Source organism: Enterobacter cloacae complex sp. IR5384 (assembly GCF_049237265.1).
Taxonomy (GTDB): Bacteria; Pseudomonadota; Gammaproteobacteria; order Enterobacterales; family Enterobacteriaceae; genus Enterobacter; species Enterobacter cloacae.
The window spans coordinates 12,730-29,121 of the sequence record NZ_JBMKHJ010000009.1 but is presented as its reverse complement, the minus strand read 5'-3'; the positions used below and the strand labels follow the sequence as shown (position 1 = coordinate 29,121).

Sequence of the window (16,392 nt, the reverse complement as noted above, 5' to 3'; positions counted from 1 at the left end):
GAAGATACCGGGATAATTTCGGATTTTGCTGCTGTCATTCCCCCTCACCCCAGCCCTCTCCCAAAGGGAGAGGGGGCCGTCTGTGCATGCATTATTTATGGGGATCCCTCAACCCGAAGGGAGAGGGAATCGATCGTTAACGCATGACCCGGTCGTCAACGTAATTACGTTTGTCCGGCGCTGGCGGGAAATACTGATACAGCCAAGTTTCACTGATGGCATCGCCCTGACAACGCAGGAACAGGCGCATATCCACCGGCTCAGTCGAATCGGACGTCGGGTACCAGTCAAACAGAATGCGGTATCCGTCAAACGGCTCAACGTAGAGGATTTCCACCTGCTTCGCTTCACCGCTGGAGAGCGTAATCACCGGCTCAATCCCCTTCGGCGCGGCCGCTTTCAGATCGCCGCCGACAAAGTCGATGGCGAAGCGGCGGGCCCACACTTTCGGGTAGTGTTCACCTGGCGCCCAGCCTTCCGGGAAGCCGCCCATACCGGTACGCGTCGCGAAGACGTTGGCCAGCGGGGAACGTACCGGCGGCATGGCGCTCCAGTACAGGCGATATTTGAAGTCCAGCTCATCGCCCGCTTTGACCGCTTTTTCCGGCTGCCAGAAGCAAACCACGTTATCCAGCGTTTCACCCGTGGTCGGGATCTCCATCAGGCCAACCGCACCTTTACCCCAGTCGTTACGCGGCTCCACCCACAGGCTTGGGCGTTTGTTATACCAGCCCATCACGTCTTGATAGTGGGAGAAATCCCGGTCAAGCTGCAGCAAACCAAACCCTTTCGGGTTTTTATCGACAAAGGCATTGAACTGCAATTTCTGCGGGTTATTCAGCGGACGGCAGATCCACTCGCCGTTACCGCGCCACATGGCCAGTCGGTCGGAGTCATGGATCTGCGGATGAATGGTATCGCACATACGGCGCTCGTTATTGCCGCAGCTGAACATACTGGTCATCGGCGCGATACCGAGCTGTTTGATGTCTTTACGCGCATAGAGATGGTTTTCCACCTCCATGATCACCTGGCTCTTCTCGCAGTGGATCACGAACTTATAGGCACCGGTAATGCTTGGGCTGTCCAGCAGCGTATAGACGGTAAAGGTGGTGTCGCCCGGTTTGACGGTTTCAAACCAGAAGGCCGTAAAATCAGGAAACTCTTCCGGCGTGTCGGTAAAGGTGTCCACCGCCAGACCACGCGCCGACAGGCCGTACTGGTAAGTGTCATCTACCGCACGGAAATAGCTCGCGCCGAGGAAAGAGACAATATCGCGACGCGCCAGCTCAGGCGCTTTGAAGGCGCGAAAGCCGGCAAAACCGAGGTCGCTCTGCCCTTCCAGCTGTTTGGTATCTACCCCGGTATCCCCGTAGCTGAACAGCTCCGGGCGGAAGTGGATCTCACGCGCCTGAGAGGTCGACTGGTCCAGGGAGAACATCCGCACGCGGCGGCGGAAGCCCATCCCCATGTGGAAGAACTGCACGTCAAGCTGACGGCCTTCAATGTTATTCCACAGGGACTGCTTTTCATCGTACCGGATGGCGTTATAGGCCTGCGGCGTCATGGTTGCCAGCGTTTCCGGCAGCGGACGCGGCGCACCACCCCACGGGGTTTTCGCCAGGTCATGGGCCATGGATTGCAGTACGGAGAAGTCAAAACGACGGCTCTGGCCATCGGCGATGTCAGAGTCAGCGGCATAGGCCGCTCTGGAGAACAGTGAAGCAAGGCCAGAAGTGCCGCTCAGGGCTGCCATTGCCAGCGAACCTTGTAAAAAACGTCTGCGATTCATGCCTGGAAAAACGTCCTTATGGTCGTGTGAATGTGTTTCGCGCTCGGCGAAATGACGGCAAGAAAGAACGCACAGCCTAAACAAAAACGGTTAAGAATCCAATTGTTGGCCGGTGATTATATGAGCAAAGTGAGAAATATTTTCTGTCGACCAGAACGGCCCGAAAGTGGTGTAAAGAAAGCCTGGAAAGTGTGAAGAAAAATGCCCCGGTGCGACATCGACAACCGGGGCGAAATGAGGTGGTTATTTTACGCTGACATCGATACCCGGGAAGTACTTATCAGCGAGTTTTGCGATCGTGCCGTCGGCACGAACTTTATCAATCGCGGCATCAAGCTGCTTTTTGGTGGCCTCATCCCCTTTGCGCAGCCCAAAGCCGATCCCGCTGCCGAGGATGGTGTCGTCAGAAACCGGTTTGCCGATAAAGCCAAACCCTTTCCCCTGCGGCTTGCTCAGGAACCCTGCCTGCCCAGCCGCGGACATCACCAGCGAGGCGTCGATGCGGCCATTCAGCAAATCGCCCCACGCCATATTCTGATCTTTATACGACACTACCGTGACACCCTGCTTTTCCCAGTGCTCTTTGGCATAGGTTTCCTGAATGGAACCCTGCAACACGCCAATGGTTTTGCCCTTCAGCCCTTCAGGTGTCGCCTCTACTGCGGTTCCGGCCTTGCCCACTAACTGCGAGGGGATGCGGTAGATAGGTTGGGTAAAATCAATACTTTTGCGCCGCTGTTCGGTGATGTTCATCGCCGAGTTGATGGCATCAAATTTCTTGGCCACCAGCCCCGGAATCAACGCATCAAAGGACGTTTCCACCCAGGTGCATTTCAGCGCTGCGGCTTTGCAAATGGCATTCCCCAATTCAACGTCAAACCCTTCCAGCTCGCCGGAGGCATTGCGGCTTTCAAACGGTGGATATTCCGCTTCCAGTCCGTACCGCAGTTCGGTGGCCGCGAATGACGAAAACGTACACAGCAGTCCCATGCCGACAACTAACGCGCGTAATTTCATCTCAAACTCCTTAGCGTGGTTCAACCCGACACAGGGCCTGGGCACCTGCCCGTAACGTCGCCTCATCTTTGGCAAAAGAGAGACGAATCAATTTATTGTCCGTACCATCCGTATAGAAAGCGGACAGCGGAATGGTCGCGACACCGCACTCAACGATCAGCCGTTTCACCATCTCGCTGTCGGGCTCGTCGCTGAATGGGCTGTAATCTGCCAGCAGGAAGAACGAGCCCGCGCTCGGCAGCAGTTTAAACGGCGACTCAGCCAGCAGAGTTTGCAGCAGATCGCGCTTGCGCTGATAAAACGGCGCCAGCGACAGCCAGGTTTGCGGATCGGTCATATGTTCGGCAAACGCATGCTGCATTGGCGTATCGGCAGAAAACATCAAAAATTGATGCACTTTACAAATCTCTTCCATCAGTGCCGCCGGCGCAACACAGTACCCCACGCGCCATCCGGTAACGTGATAGGTTTTTCCGAAGGAAGAGATAATGACGCTACGCTCCGCCAGCTGCGGGTGTGTGGCCATACCGTGGTGCGGCTCATCGTCAAAAACGACGTGCTCGTACACTTCGTCAGACAAAATAATGATATCGGTATTGCGCGTCACGGCCACCAGCTGCTGCAGGTCATTCGCGGAGAACACCTGCCCGCTTGGATTATGTGGCGTGTTGATGATAATCATGCGCGTTTTGGGGGTGATGGCTGCGCGGACCTCATCCCAGTTCACGGCAAAATCCGGTACCGTGAGTTTAATGGCGACCGGGGTGGCGCCCTGAAGGCGAACAATCGGCGCGTAGCTATCAAATGACGGTTCGAAGTAGATCACCTCATCGCCCGGATGCACCAGCCCGCTGATGGCGGAATAGAGCCCCTGGCTGGCACTGGCGGTAACCAGCACCTCGCGCCCCGGGTCATACGTGGTGCCGTAAAGGGTGGCAATTTTCTCCGCGATACGCTCTTTCAAAGGCTGCAGGCCGGTCATCGCGGCATACTGGTTATGCCCTGCCTCCATCGCACGGGTTACGCCCGCAATCAGTTTCGGGTCGCAGGAAAAATTCGGTGCGCCCTGAGAAAGATTGATGGCGTTGTGCTGAGTAGAAAGCTGGCCGATTACGGTAAAAATGGTGGTACCCACATCCGGTAATTTGGAACGGGTTTGTACCGCGGTCTTCAGGGTCATCATTTATCCTTCTCATGGGGATTGCATAACTATTCAAACAACAACACCGTTGCCGGGACAATCGAATTGTTGTCATAATAGCCATGAGAAAAATGCATAGCTGAGGTGTTTTTATGTCGCGCCGTTCGCTCCCGCTCAATGCCATCGACGCCTTCCTGGTGACCGCGCGTCACCTGAATCTCACCCATGCCGCCAGAGAGCTTTGTCTGACTCAGGGGGCCGTGAGCCGTAAAATCGCCGCTCTGGAAGCGTGGTTTGGCTTTCCGCTGTTTGAGCGCCACGCGCGCGGGTTGCGCCTCTCTTCCCAGGGTAGCGCCCTGCTGCCGGAGCTACAATCCGCTTTCGAACAGATGCTGAACGTGGCCGATCGGGCCCGCACCCACCATACGGTGATCCGGCTGAAAGCGCCCACCTGCGCCATGCGCTGGCTGGTGCCGCGCCTGCTAGAGGTAGAGCGCGAACAGCCCGATCTGCAAATCGCGTTGACCACCACCACCGATCATAACGTCAACTTTAAAACCGAATCCTACGACGCCGCCATCGTGTTTGGCACGCACATGAGCGCGGGCGATCTGCTGTTCGAAGAGGCGTTAACTCCGGTGCTCAGCCCGCTGCGGGCGGGGACCGGACTGGGTTCATTGACCTTTCTTCACCCGACACGGGATAAAACCGACTGGTCACTGTGGCTGGCGAAACAGGATGAGCCGGGCGTTGTTATGCACAAAAATCAACACTTCGACACGATGGATCTCGCCATTACGGCGGCCATTCAGGGGCTGGGCGTCGCCATCGCCGATGAAACGCTGGTGGAAGAGGACATCCGCGCAGGAAGGCTGGTGCGGCCTTTTGCGACCAGTATCAAAACCGGTGCGAGCTACCGGCTGGTGCTGCGCGAAGCGCCAGGCACGGAAAACGGCCTGGCCGCATTTCGTGCCTGTTTGCTTAATCGAGGTTAACGTGGTGCTTCATCACCCGTTTAAAGAGGCTCATGCGGGCGCGCATAAAGCGGTTTTCAAGCTTAAAAACTGCATGCTTATTCACACCAATGCGTAACAGGACGTCACGCCCTTTACGGCAGGCTGGCCAGTGCGTCGGCCCAGGCAGGCTGTCACGATGTCCGGCATCGCGGGCAAAACTTACCCAGTAGTCGGCCACGTGGGCGGCGAACTGTAAATCACGCGCGTTCACATACTGCCGTGAAGGTTCCACCTCTCCGAGCGTATCAAACACATACGGCACCTCGTTGCCGTGCCAGGCACCGTTGATATAGGTGGCGTGCTCCGCTTCGGCCACATAGTCAAACCAGTAGCGCCAGCACGGCTCGCCGACGCGCTGCTGGGCCTGCATCACCACATAGCCCATGGTGGTGAACGCCATATCCCGGCACACCTGCCTTCCCAGCTCTTCATCGCCTTTCACGCCCGGATAGAGCAGCTTGATCAGCCCCAGACCAAAGCGCCGCTCCCGGCGGAGCTTCTGAATTTGTCCGGCGAGATCGATGCCAAACACCGCCATTACGCTCGCCTCGTCGCTGTTGGAGCCAATCATGATGGGGACAGGCTGCTGACGGGCGGCAAAGAAGACGTCCAGCATCGGCTCCGGCAGCACACAATCTCCGGTGACAGGCGCCGGGGCGATATTCAGCGGTGCCGTCAACGGCCAGAACGACTCAGGTGGAATAGCGCGCAGCTGCTCCGCTGTCGCGTTCTCCAGCCCAAAATGCGCGGCCAGCGCTTCCCCTTTTCGCAGGGCCTGCTCGCGCGGGGTATCCGGCAAGGTATAGCCACTTTGCACAATCGCTTTATGAAATAACCCTTTCGCCAGCGGCGAGGCCAGCAGCGACAACACGCTGCGTGCGCCAGCTGATTCACCAAACAGCGTGACGTTTTCGGGATTGCCGCCAAAGGCGGCGATATTGTCCCGCACCCACTCGAGGGCGGCGATCTGATCCAGCAGGGCAAAATTATGCACCACGCGATCTTCTTCCCCCTCCAGCGCAGGATGGGCGAAAAAGCCGAGATGACCAAGACGGTAATTGAGGGTGACCACCACCACGCCGCGTTCCGCCAGCGCCCTGCCGTTATAGGGCGGTAACCCACCCGCGCCGAGCGTGAACCCACCACCGTGCAGCCAGACCATCACCGGCAGCGGCTCAACGCGGTCAACGGGCGACCACACGTTAAGATAAAGACAATCCTCTGAAAACTGTCCGGGATCCCCGCCGCCCAGCTCCTGGCAATATTCGCTGCTTTGCCAGCTTGAGGCGGAAAACGCCGTTGCCGTGCGAACCCCATCCCAGCGTTCGGGCGGTCGCGGCGAGCGCCACCGCCAGTTGCCAACGGGCGGTGCGGCGTAGGGAATGCCGTACCACGCCTGAACAGTATTATCCGTAAAACCAGCCAGTGCGCCGTAGCGCGTTTCAACCACAGGGGCGGAGGGATATTGCATAACTACCTTCTTTTTACATCACACCCCTGAAGAGTAACGATTTCAGAGCAAACCGCAACGCTGTTTGCTGCGGATTTCCGCCTCCTCGTACAGTGCGAACTCGTCATAAACCGGGCAGCCCAGCGCCGCTTCGAAGGCATCCCGGCTGGCGTTACCGTGGCTGCGCGCCTGGGTTTCATTCCCGAGATTGGACTGGAAAATCCCTGCGGCGCTGACCGGCAGGAAATCTTCATAGGTGATCGGCTGGGCAACCACCCACCCGCGTTCAATTAACGGCTGCGGATCGTCGCCCGGACGAAACGCATGACGATGCGCTTCACCCGCTGGCGTCAGGCGATAGCGGAAATACGCCAGCTCCTGTCGGCGCATCATCAGCTCGCTGTCCGGGAAGGCGCTGAACACTTCACGCAGATGAAGCTGATGGGTCAGGTTGTCTTTGCCGGTGCCGGACTCGGCGAGCAAACTGTCATAAAGCTCGCGACCTTTCGGCGTCAACGCCACCCCGCGCTGTTCAATTTCACCAAAGCGCGCGGTATGGGTGCCTTTATGTTCCCCGGCAAACAGCACCGGCTCTTCCAGCGCCTTGAAGCTGGTCTGACGCAATAACACCGGCACCTCGCGGCGCGGCGGCCCTTCAATCAGAATTTTGGGTTCAATGCCGTACTTCGGCATCAGCTCCTGCACCCGGTCAATATCCAGCGTGCGTGGCGTAAGGTGGTTGATGTGGCATCCCGGGAAACAGACCACATCCGCAATCAGGCGATGCTCATTATGCAGCGCCAGATAGGTCTCCTGATCGACCGTCGCATGACGGTGCCAGCGGAAGGTTTCTAACGCTTCCTGAACAAACTCCCGCGCCTGCGCCTCGGTGAACGCCCCTTCTTTTTCGTGCAGTTCGATGAGCGCCAGGCAGCGCGGCGTAAAGATGTTGCGGTGAGAAAGGATCTCCGCCGCCCGCTCGCGCAGGGCAACGTTCTCAATCAACTCAAGGCGCAGCAGTGAGGTAAAGATACGAAACGGGTTACGGCACAGCGCCGCATCATCCACCGGGCGAAATGCCGTCGAGTGAACCGGAACGCCCGCCTGAGAGAGATCATAGTAGCTGACCGGGTACATGCCCATGATGGCAAACATACGACGCAGGGTAGAAAGCTCTTTTGCGGTGCCAACGCGGATAGCCCCGTGACGCTCCACATTCAGGCGCGCCAGCTCATCTGCATTCGCCAGTTGTTCATGTAAGAGTGGATTGTTTTCCAGAACCGCCAGGTTTACGTCCGCGACCAGCTCAAGCAAGGTGCCGTACTGCGGAACTTCCTGCTGGTACATCGCCGACATAGCCTGCGAAAAATGTTCCCGAATATCATCAGCCGTGATGGTGTTCGCCATGGTGTCATGCCTCCAGTGAATATTACCTGGAGTGTAGAGAAACCCGTTCCTTCCGGGGGGAAGAATTTACGATTTGTGATCTTACGACGACAGTGGTCAAACCGTGTGCTGCCCGAACCTGTCGCGGCCGTACCAGGCCCCCTTCCTTTCCCCCGGCCCGTCGTCCAGGAGTTTCCTTATAATTAATGATTATTCTGTTTTCTAGCTATAAAGGAGTAATTTTGGAGGCCATCCCGGCTAAAAATTGAACGAAATTGTGGCGCTACAATTTTTATCTTCACCTTTCAGGTTTTTAGCGGCAACTTAGGATTAATCCGAGCATTTTTTTACAAGTCCTTCCCACTCATCCATATTTTTTCGCCAAACGAAGCGTAAACCCACCAATATTTTTAAATAACGCAACCGTGAATGGCGAAACGCATTTGACGCATGCCGCACAGCGTCTAAAGTTATTACTCGAACGACGAGTGATACGGAATATTTCTGTATCGTACTGACATAACCAATATATGACTATGAGGTTTAATATGGCAGAGCATCGTGGTGGTTCCGGTAATTTCGCTGAAGACCGTGAAAAAGCATCAGAAGCTGGACGTAAAGGCGGCCAGCACAGCGGCGGTAATTTCAAAAACGATCCGCAACGCGCATCTGAAGCAGGTAAGAAAGGGGGTCAGAATAGTCACGGCGGAGGCCGTAAATCTGATAACTCCTGATTTTATTAAGCTGTCTCAGTAATATCAGAGAGCATGCTGCGGGCCGAAAGGCTCGCAGTTCCCTTAACGTTTTAACCGGAGCAAAATATATGAATATGAAAAGTATCGAGGATGTTTTTATTCATCTACTGTCCGATACCTACAGCGCGGAAAAACAGCTTACCCGAGCCCTGAGCAAACTCGCCCGTGCCGCCTCCAGTGAAAAGCTCAGTGCGGCCTTCACCGCCCACCTTGAGGAGACGCAGGGTCAGATTGAGCGTATCGACCAGATCATCGAACAGGAAGACGGTATTAAGCTTAAGCGAATGAAATGTGTGGCAATGGAAGGCTTAATTGAAGAGGCCAATGAGGTCATCGAAAGCACAGAAAAGAATGAAGTCCGTGATGCTGCATTAATTGCTGCTGCGCAAAAAGTGGAACATTACGAAATTGCCAGTTACGGTACCCTTGCCACATTAGCAGAACAACTTGGCTATAAAAAAGCCGTTAAACTTCTTGCCGAAACACTGGAAGAAGAAAAAGAAACCGATCTTAAACTCACCGACCTGGCCGTAGGAAATATTAACCAAAAAGCGCAAAAATGACGCTATAACACAGGTTAAATATAATGAGCATCAGTCCCAGGACAATTAAACGGTGCCATTTAACGGCAGCTATAATATGGTTCATCCTTGCTATCCCTTCCGTAATATGGTGGAAGAATAGCGTACTATGGGTCATTATCATCAGTATTTACGCCAATATTGTCGGCCATTTATCTGGCTACAGTGCCGCACGTGCCGATCAGGCTGCTGAAAGTGAGACCAAATAAGCGAACCTATAATGAGGAACGAAATATGAATCACGTAGAACACTACCATGACTGGCTACGCGATGCCCATGCAATGGAAAAGCAAGCCGAATCAATGCTGGAATCGATGGCCAGCCGTATTGAAAATTATCCTGATGTTCGCGCCCGTATTGAGCAGCACCTTAATGAGACAAAACGGCAAATCACATTGCTGGAGGAAATCCTCGATCGTAATGATATTTCTCGTTCGGTTTTAAAAGACTCGATGAGCAAAATGGCTGCGCTCGGCCAGTCCATCGGCGGCATGTTCCCGTCCGATGAGATTGTTAAAGGCTCCATCAGCGGCTATGTTTTCGAACAGTTCGAAATTGCCTGCTACACCTCCCTGCTGGCCGCGGCCAAAAAAGCGGGCGACACCGCCTCTGTACCCGCCATTGAAACCATTCTCGCCGAAGAGCGCGAGATGGCCGACTGGCTAATTCGTCATATTCCGCAAACGACGGAACAGTTCCTGCTGCGTTCTGATGCATCAGGTGTCGAAGCGAAAAAATAAACCACAGGAGAGTGTATGTTTCGACACGTCAAACAACTGCAATACACGGTTCGCGTTGCTGAACCGAATCCCGGCCTCGCCAATCTTCTGCTGGAACAATTTGGCGGGCCGCAGGGTGAACTGGCGGCCGCCTGTCGCTACTTCACCCAGGGCCTGAGTGATGACGATCCTGGCCGTAAAGATATGCTGATGGATATCGCGACCGAAGAGTTGAGCCACCTCGAAATCATCGGGACGCTGGTCGGCATGCTGAATAAAGGGGCCAAAGGCGCGCTGGCGGAAGGGGTAGAGAACGAAGCCGAGCTGTACCGGTCCATGACCGAAAACGGCAACGACAGCCATATCACCTCCCTGCTCTACGGCGGCGGTACCCCGCTCACTAACTCCGCGGGTGTGCCTTGGACGGCGGCCTATGTTGATACCATTGGTGAACCTACGGCGGATCTGCGCTCGAACGTGGCCGCAGAGGCGCGGGCAAAAATCATCTATGAGCGTCTGATCAACGTGACAGACGATCCCGGGGTGAAAGATGCACTGGCGTTTCTGATGACGCGAGAGGCGGCGCACCAGCTCTCCTTCGAGAAGGCGCTTCTGTCTATTCGCAATAATTTCCCGCCGGGGAAATTGCCGCCAATCGAGGAATTCACCAACAAGTACTACAATATGTCTGAAGGTGGCGAGGTCCGCGGAAGCTGGAACAGCGATAAGCATTTCGACTACGTTGAGGCCCCCCAACCTGCGGTTGACGGTGGAGACGGGAGTGCAAGCGTGACGCTCTCGACCGAACAGGCTACGCTCGTCAAGGCGATGTCTGCTCGCACAAAATCCGATCCGAACGCCGACCCGTTAACAGGTGCCGAGCTAGGCGCCGGTAAGAAAAAACCGTAACCGGTTTTGCCAGGCAGCTCCCGCTGCCTGGTAATTCTCGTGCCCCATCGTTCCAGAGGTACGGACCATGTTCGAACTCGACGCGTTTCATCTGGCGAGAATTCAGTTCGCTTTTACCGTCTCGTTTCATATTCTCTTCCCGGCGATCACCATCGGGCTTGCCAGCTATCTGGTGGTGCTCGAAGGGATGTGGCTGCGTACCAAAAACGACGTCTGGCGCTCCCTGTACCATTTCTGGCTCAAAATATTTGCCGTCAACTTTGGTATGGGCGTTGTGTCCGGGCTGGTCATGGCCTATCAGTTCGGCACCAACTGGAGCGGGTTCTCTCAGTTTGCAGGTAGCATCACCGGGCCATTGCTGACCTACGAGGTATTAACCGCTTTCTTCCTGGAGGCCGGTTTTCTCGGCGTAATGCTGTTCGGCTGGAACAAGGTTGGACCGGGACTGCACTTCTTCGCAACCTGCATGGTGGCGCTGGGTACGCTAATGTCCACCTTCTGGATCCTCGCCTCTAACAGCTGGATGCACACCCCGCAGGGCTTCACCATTGAGAACGGTCAGGTGATCCCTGAAGACTGGCTGGCCGTCATCTTCAACCCCTCTTTCCCGTACCGGCTGATCCATATGTCCATTGCCGCGTTCCTGTGCAGCGCGCTGTTTGTGGGCGCGTCGGGAGCCTGGCACCTGCTGCGCGGCAACGACACGCCCGCCATTCGCAAAATGTTCTCGATGGCTATGTGGATGGCCCTGCTGGTCGCCCCCATTCAGGCCGTAGTCGGGGATATGCATGGCCTGAACACGCTTGAACATCAGCCTGCCAAAATCGCCGCCATCGAGGGGCACTGGGAAAATCCGCCAGGGGAAGCCACCCCGCTGCTGCTGTTTGGTCTGCCGGATATGGAAGAGGAGCGCACCAAATACGGGCTTGAGATCCCGGCCCTCGGCAGCCTGATCCTCACCCACAGTCTGGATAAACAGGTCCCCGCGCTGAAAGATTTCCCGAAAGAAGATCGCCCGAACTCCACCATCGTCTTCTGGTCGTTCCGCATCATGGTTGGCATGGGGCTATTGATGATCGCCCTCGGCGTCCTGAGCCTGTGGCTACGCTATCGCCACCGGTTGTATCACTCGCGCCCGTTCCACTGGTTTGCCCTCTGTATGGGGCCTGCCGGTCTGCTGGCGCTGCTCGCTGGCTGGGTGACCACCGAAGTGGGTCGCCAGCCGTGGGTGGTCTACGGCTATCTGCGCACCATCGACGCGGTCTCTCTGCACAGTACGCTGCAAATGAGCATCAGCCTGCTGGCCTTCATCGTCGTTTATTGCTCGGTGTTTGGCGTGGGCTATGTCTACCTTGTGCGTCTGATTAAGAAAGGACCACAGCCGGTGGACACGCTAACCTCGAACACCTCGGGCACTCCCGCCCGTCCGCTGTCTGCCGCTGAGTCTGTTCCGGAAGAGGAGAGAATCTGATGGGCGTCGATATCTCGGTTATCTGGTTTGCCATCATCGTCTTCGCCACCCTGATGTACATCATTATGGATGGCTTTGATTTGGGGATCGGTCTGCTGTTTAACTTCGTGGGCGATGCTAAAGAGCGCGACGTGATGGTGAACAGCGTGGCCCCCGTCTGGGACGGCAACGAAACCTGGCTGGTGCTGGGCGGCGCAGGGCTGTTTGGCGCCTTTCCGCTGGCCTATGCGGTGATCATCGATGCGCTCACCATTCCGCTTACCGCCATGCTGATCGGTCTTATCTTTCGCGGTGTCGCCTTTGAGTTCCGCTTCAAAGCGACGCCCTCTCACCGCCAGTTCTGGGACTATGCCTTTGCGGGAGGCTCGCTACTCGCCACCTTCAGCCAGGGCGTGGTGGTCGGCGCGGTGATCAACGGTTTTGAAGTAGAAGGCCGACGCTACGTGGGGTCTGCCCTCGACTGGCTGACCCCCTTCAACCTGTTCTGCGGTATCGGGCTGGTGGTGGCCTACACGCTGCTGGGCACCACGTGGCTTATCATGAAAAGCGAAGGTGCACTGCAAAACCGCATGCGCGAACTGACCCGCCACGTGCTGCTGGCGCTGATTGTCGTCATCGCGGTGGTGAGCATCTGGACGCCACTCGGCTGGCAGTACGTGGCCGAGCGCTGGTTTACCCTGCCTAACTTCTTCTGGTTCCTGCCGGTGCCTCTGCTGGTAGGCGTATTTAGCCTGTGGATCTGGCGCTTGACCCGCAACCCGGCCAGCCACGCGCGTCGGTTCCTGTTGACGCTTGGGCTTATCTTCCTCGGTTTTAGCGGACTGGGCATCAGCCTGTGGCCGAACATTATTCCGCCGCGCATTAGCCTGTGGGATGCCGCGGCCCCGCCCGCCAGCCAGCTCTTTATGCTGGTGGGGACGTTACTGATTATTCCGGTGATCCTGGTGTACACCGCCTGGAGTTACTACGTCTTTCGGGGAAAAGTTTCTGATACAGAAGGTTACCACTGAGGTGCAGGATGGCAGGATGGCATACACGGGCCATTATTTATCAAATTGATACGGCACTGTTTTACGATTTAAACGGCGATGGCTGCGGAGACATCGCCGGAATAACGGCCAAATTGCGATATATACGCCGCATGGGGGCGACAGTAATCTGGATCACTCCGTTTTACCTTACCCCTTTTCTGGACGAAGGGTATGACGTCAGCGACCACCTGCAGGTCGACCCCCGGTTCGGCAAACTGGCGGATATTATCGCTTTTATTGAGCAGGCACGTGAGCTGGGGATGCAGGTCATTATCGAGCTGTTGATCCAGCATACGTCGGACGCCCACCCCTGGTTTCAGGAGGCCCGGCGCAACCCGAAATCCCCCTTTCGCGACTATTATCTGTGGTCAGATAATGACGATGACGATACGCCTCCGATGTTCCCCGGCGTGGAAAAGAGCATCTGGACATGGGATGACGAGGCGGGTCAATACTACCGGCATATGTTTTATCGCCACGAGCCTGATCTCAACCTCACCTCACCTGCGGTAATTAAAGAGATAGAGAACATTATCCTCTTCTGGCTTAAGCTCGGCGTATCGGGATTCCGTCTGGACGCCGCGTCGCATCTCACCACCCAGGCCGGAGGCGGTGACGAGGAAAAGGGGCTGTGGATCCTGGAGCACTTGCGCCGCCTGATTACCCAACATAACCCGCAGGCGATCCTGCTCGGTGAAGTTGACGTAGAAGTGGAAGCCTACAAGGACTATTTCGGCAATAACGACCGCCTGCATCTGGTGCTTAACTTCTGGCTTAATAAATATTTCTACGTGAGCCTGGCCAGGAAAAGCGCCCGCCCGCTGCGCAATGCGGTGAAGAAAATGATCGTCCCGCCGGACTCCTGCTGCTTTGCCAACTGGCTGCGTAACCACGACGAGCTGGATCTGGAGGGGATCGGTAAAAAAGATAAACAGTTCGTCCTCGACACGTTCGCCCCGGATGAAGAGATGAACGTGTACCAGCGTGGGATCCGCCGTCGCCTGGCGCCGATGCTGAATGGCGACCAGAAGCGGCTGGCACTCTGCCACGCCGTGCTGTTCTCCCTGCCCGGGGTGCCCGTTATGCGCTACGGGGATGAAATCGGCATGGGTGATGATCTGGATTTAGAAGAGCGTTACGCCGTGCGTACGCCCATGCAGTGGGCGCCCTCTCAGGGCGGTGGCTTCTCTGATGCAGACCCGCAGAGCTTTATCGCGCCCATCATTGACCACGGGCCCTATCGTTATCAGAAAATTAACGTGGCGGATTCGCTGTTGCACCGCAACTCGCTGCTGCACCGGATTATCGATATCGCCAACACGCGGTCTGAATTCCCGGAGATTGCCGTGGCGCCGTTTCATCTTATCGCCATCGATAATGATGCAGTGCTGGGGATTTACTACGAGGCTGAAGATCGCAGCATTCTTACCTTTGTTAATTTCAGCGATAAACCGGTGACCTTCACCGCCAGAGGGATCCGCCACGCCACCTGGACCGCCTGTCTGGCAGACAAACGCTACGAGGATGCGTTGGTCTGCGGCAAAACCGTTGAGCTGGATATAGGCGGCTACGGCTATCGCTGGTTCTGGACAAACCGTAGCGCGCTGCGCTGACTACTTTTTGCGGCCGCGCATCAGGCGTGTGAGCACAATCCCTGCGACGGCCAGGGAGCCCAGCAGCACTTTCCCGGGCGCGCCAGAGGAGACAGCGCTGGCGCGCGTTTTCGCCTCAGCGGAGAAATGGCCGTGGATTTTGTGCAGGTCGTTGACCGGCTGGTCGAGGTAATCCCGCCGGTCTTCTGCGTTCAGGGTGTCGGTCATCTGCCCTTCCCAGGCCTTTTTCACCATCAGGCGGTCAAGAAAGCCGGGGAAGAGGAACTGGCCGACAATCGACTGGATGGTACTGCTGCCCACCCACAGCTCGCGCACCGGTTTTTGCGCCACCCTGAAAATGGCACTCGCGGCCACTTCCGGCTCAAACACCGGCGGAACCGGGCGCATCGCCCAGGCAACTTATTCCGTGCCCATTCAAACTGCGGCGTATTCAGCCCCGGCATCTGGACCATGGCGAGCTGCACCCGGCTGTTCTCATGCATCAGCTCGGTACGCACCGCATCGGTAAAGCCCCGGATCGCGGCTTTGGCGCCGCAGTAGGCGGACTGCAGAGGAATGGAGCGGTAGGCCAGCGCGGAGCCAACCTGAATAATCACGCCCCGATCGCGCGGCACCATCAGTTCCAGCGCGGCACGGGTACCGTTCACGTAGCCAAGGTAGGTGACTTCTGTGACGCGGCGAAATTCATCCGGCGTCATGGTCCGAAACGGCGCCAGCACCGCTCCCATGGCATTATTGACCCACACATCTATCGCCCCAAGGCGATACTCAATTTCGTTGGCGGCATCCACCACCGCCTGACTGTCGGCCACATCCGCCTGCACGGCCAATGCATTGACGCCAAAACGGCGTAGCTCTTCCTGGGTCGAGTGCAGGCTTGTCTCCTCGCGCGCAATAATGCCCACATCGTAGCCCGCTTTTGCAAAGTGCAGCGCCGTGGCTTTCCCCACGCCCGCCGTCCCGCCAGTAATGACCATCACAGCCATAAAACCTCCGCGTTATTTCAGCCCGATAATTTCGTCACTAATTCAGCCAGCGAGTAATGCACCGCTTTTTCCACCACGTCCTGGCAGTCGCCGGAAAAGAGCACCCTGCTCGTTTCCGTCTTTCCGCCGATATTCCAGGCGAAGCACACGGTCCCCGCCGCCGTGCCGTCTTCTCCCCCTTCCGGCCCGGCATAGCCGCTGATGGCGATACTGACATCGGCCTGGGCAATGTCGCGGATGCTGGCCGCCATCTCGGTGACGGTCTGTTCACTGACGGCGGTAAACCGCGCGAGGGTTTCCGGGCTTACGCCCAGGATCCTCTCCTTCGCGCTATCGCTGAAGACGACCAGCCCCACGTCATAAAAATCGGCAGTGTTCTCTTCCGCGCAGAGCGCTACCGAAAGCTTCCCGCCGGTGCAGGATTCTGCGGTTGTTAAGCGAAGCCCGGCATCGATTAACCTGCTCGCCAGTTTTTTGGTCAGTTCAGCCACGGTAATGGTGTTGTCGTGGTATAGATTGCTCAT

Annotated in this window: 15 protein-coding genes and 1 pseudogene; 9 read left to right on the top strand and 7 right to left on the bottom strand. The window is 56.6% G+C overall.

The features are described from left to right. Positions 1–136: 136 nt before the first annotated feature. The 3 genes from ACOTX3_RS09990 to ACOTX3_RS09980 form a co-directional block, all read right to left on the bottom strand. Complete coding sequence (locus tag ACOTX3_RS09990; RefSeq protein ID WP_013096654.1) at positions 137–1,792, bottom strand: glucan biosynthesis protein D; 1,656 nt, start codon at positions 1,790–1,792, stop codon at positions 137–139. A gap of 243 nt (positions 1,793–2,035) precedes the next feature. Next, the gene (locus tag ACOTX3_RS09985) at positions 2,036–2,809 is read right to left on the bottom strand and encodes an ABC transporter substrate-binding protein (RefSeq protein WP_014831878.1); all 774 of its coding nucleotides are present in this window, start codon (positions 2,807–2,809) and stop codon (positions 2,036–2,038) included. A gap of 10 nt (positions 2,810–2,819) precedes the next feature. Then, positions 2,820–3,989, bottom strand: a complete 1,170-nt coding sequence (locus tag ACOTX3_RS09980) for a pyridoxal phosphate-dependent aminotransferase (RefSeq protein WP_058678517.1) — start codon at positions 3,987–3,989, stop codon at positions 2,820–2,822. Positions 3,990–4,102: 113 nt separating this feature from the next. Here ACOTX3_RS09980 and ACOTX3_RS09975 point away from each other — a divergent pair, with 113 nt between their 5' ends. After that, complete coding sequence (locus tag ACOTX3_RS09975; protein ID WP_058678518.1) at positions 4,103–4,945, top strand: LysR family transcriptional regulator; 843 nt, start codon at positions 4,103–4,105, stop codon at positions 4,943–4,945. On the opposite strand, the gene ACOTX3_RS09970 is transcribed toward ACOTX3_RS09975, so the two are convergent. Continuing rightward, entirely contained in the window at positions 4,932–6,437 is a 1,506-nt protein-coding gene (locus tag ACOTX3_RS09970; protein WP_421631608.1) for a carboxylesterase/lipase family protein, read from the bottom strand. The two genes, ACOTX3_RS09975 and ACOTX3_RS09970, sit on opposite strands and share 14 nt — an antisense overlap. A gap of 42 nt (positions 6,438–6,479) precedes the next feature. After that, entirely contained in the window at positions 6,480–7,823 is a 1,344-nt protein-coding gene (hglS, locus tag ACOTX3_RS09965) for a 2-oxoadipate dioxygenase/decarboxylase HglS (RefSeq protein ID WP_058678520.1), read from the bottom strand. Between the two features lie 527 nt (positions 7,824–8,350). Between hglS and ACOTX3_RS09960 the strand changes: the two genes are divergently transcribed. The 8 genes from ACOTX3_RS09960 (at position 8,351) to ACOTX3_RS09925 (ending at position 14,882) form a co-directional block, all read left to right on the top strand. Beyond that, positions 8,351–8,536, top strand: a complete 186-nt coding sequence (locus tag ACOTX3_RS09960) for a general stress protein (RefSeq protein WP_004150795.1) — start codon at positions 8,351–8,353, stop codon at positions 8,534–8,536. A gap of 89 nt (positions 8,537–8,625) precedes the next feature. Next, the gene (locus tag ACOTX3_RS09955) at positions 8,626–9,120 is read left to right on the top strand and encodes a ferritin-like domain-containing protein (protein ID WP_014831873.1); all 495 of its coding nucleotides are present in this window, start codon (positions 8,626–8,628) and stop codon (positions 9,118–9,120) included. A gap of 23 nt (positions 9,121–9,143) precedes the next feature. Beyond that, a complete protein-coding gene (locus tag ACOTX3_RS09950) occupies positions 9,144–9,347 on the top strand; it encodes a hypothetical protein (protein ID WP_013096662.1) in 204 nt (67 codons plus the stop codon). Between the two features lie 25 nt (positions 9,348–9,372). After that, complete coding sequence (locus ACOTX3_RS09945) at positions 9,373–9,879, top strand: ferritin-like domain-containing protein (protein WP_013096663.1); 507 nt, start codon at positions 9,373–9,375, stop codon at positions 9,877–9,879. A gap of 15 nt (positions 9,880–9,894) precedes the next feature. Continuing rightward, a complete protein-coding gene (locus ACOTX3_RS09940; protein WP_058678521.1) occupies positions 9,895–10,767 on the top strand; it encodes a manganese catalase family protein in 873 nt (290 codons plus the stop codon). 67 nt (positions 10,768–10,834) lie between these two features. Next, positions 10,835–12,238, top strand: a complete 1,404-nt coding sequence (locus tag ACOTX3_RS09935) for a cytochrome ubiquinol oxidase subunit I (protein ID WP_013096665.1) — start codon at positions 10,835–10,837, stop codon at positions 12,236–12,238. Beyond that, the gene (gene cydB, locus ACOTX3_RS09930; protein WP_127869256.1) at positions 12,238–13,248 is read left to right on the top strand and encodes a cytochrome d ubiquinol oxidase subunit II; all 1,011 of its coding nucleotides are present in this window, start codon (positions 12,238–12,240) and stop codon (positions 13,246–13,248) included. Before ACOTX3_RS09935 ends, cydB begins: the two co-directional genes overlap by 1 nt. Before the next feature lie 8 nt (positions 13,249–13,256). Further along, the gene (locus tag ACOTX3_RS09925) at positions 13,257–14,882 is read left to right on the top strand and encodes an alpha-amylase family protein (RefSeq protein ID WP_058678522.1); all 1,626 of its coding nucleotides are present in this window, start codon (positions 13,257–13,259) and stop codon (positions 14,880–14,882) included. On the opposite strand, the pseudogene ACOTX3_RS09920 reads toward ACOTX3_RS09925, so the two are convergent. Further along, a pseudogene (locus tag ACOTX3_RS09920) lies at positions 14,883–15,868 on the bottom strand (SDR family oxidoreductase). It lies immediately after the preceding gene. 17 nt (positions 15,869–15,885) lie between these two features. Continuing rightward, entirely contained in the window at positions 15,886–16,392 is a 507-nt protein-coding gene (locus ACOTX3_RS09915) for a 2-oxo-tetronate isomerase (protein ID WP_028027876.1), read from the bottom strand.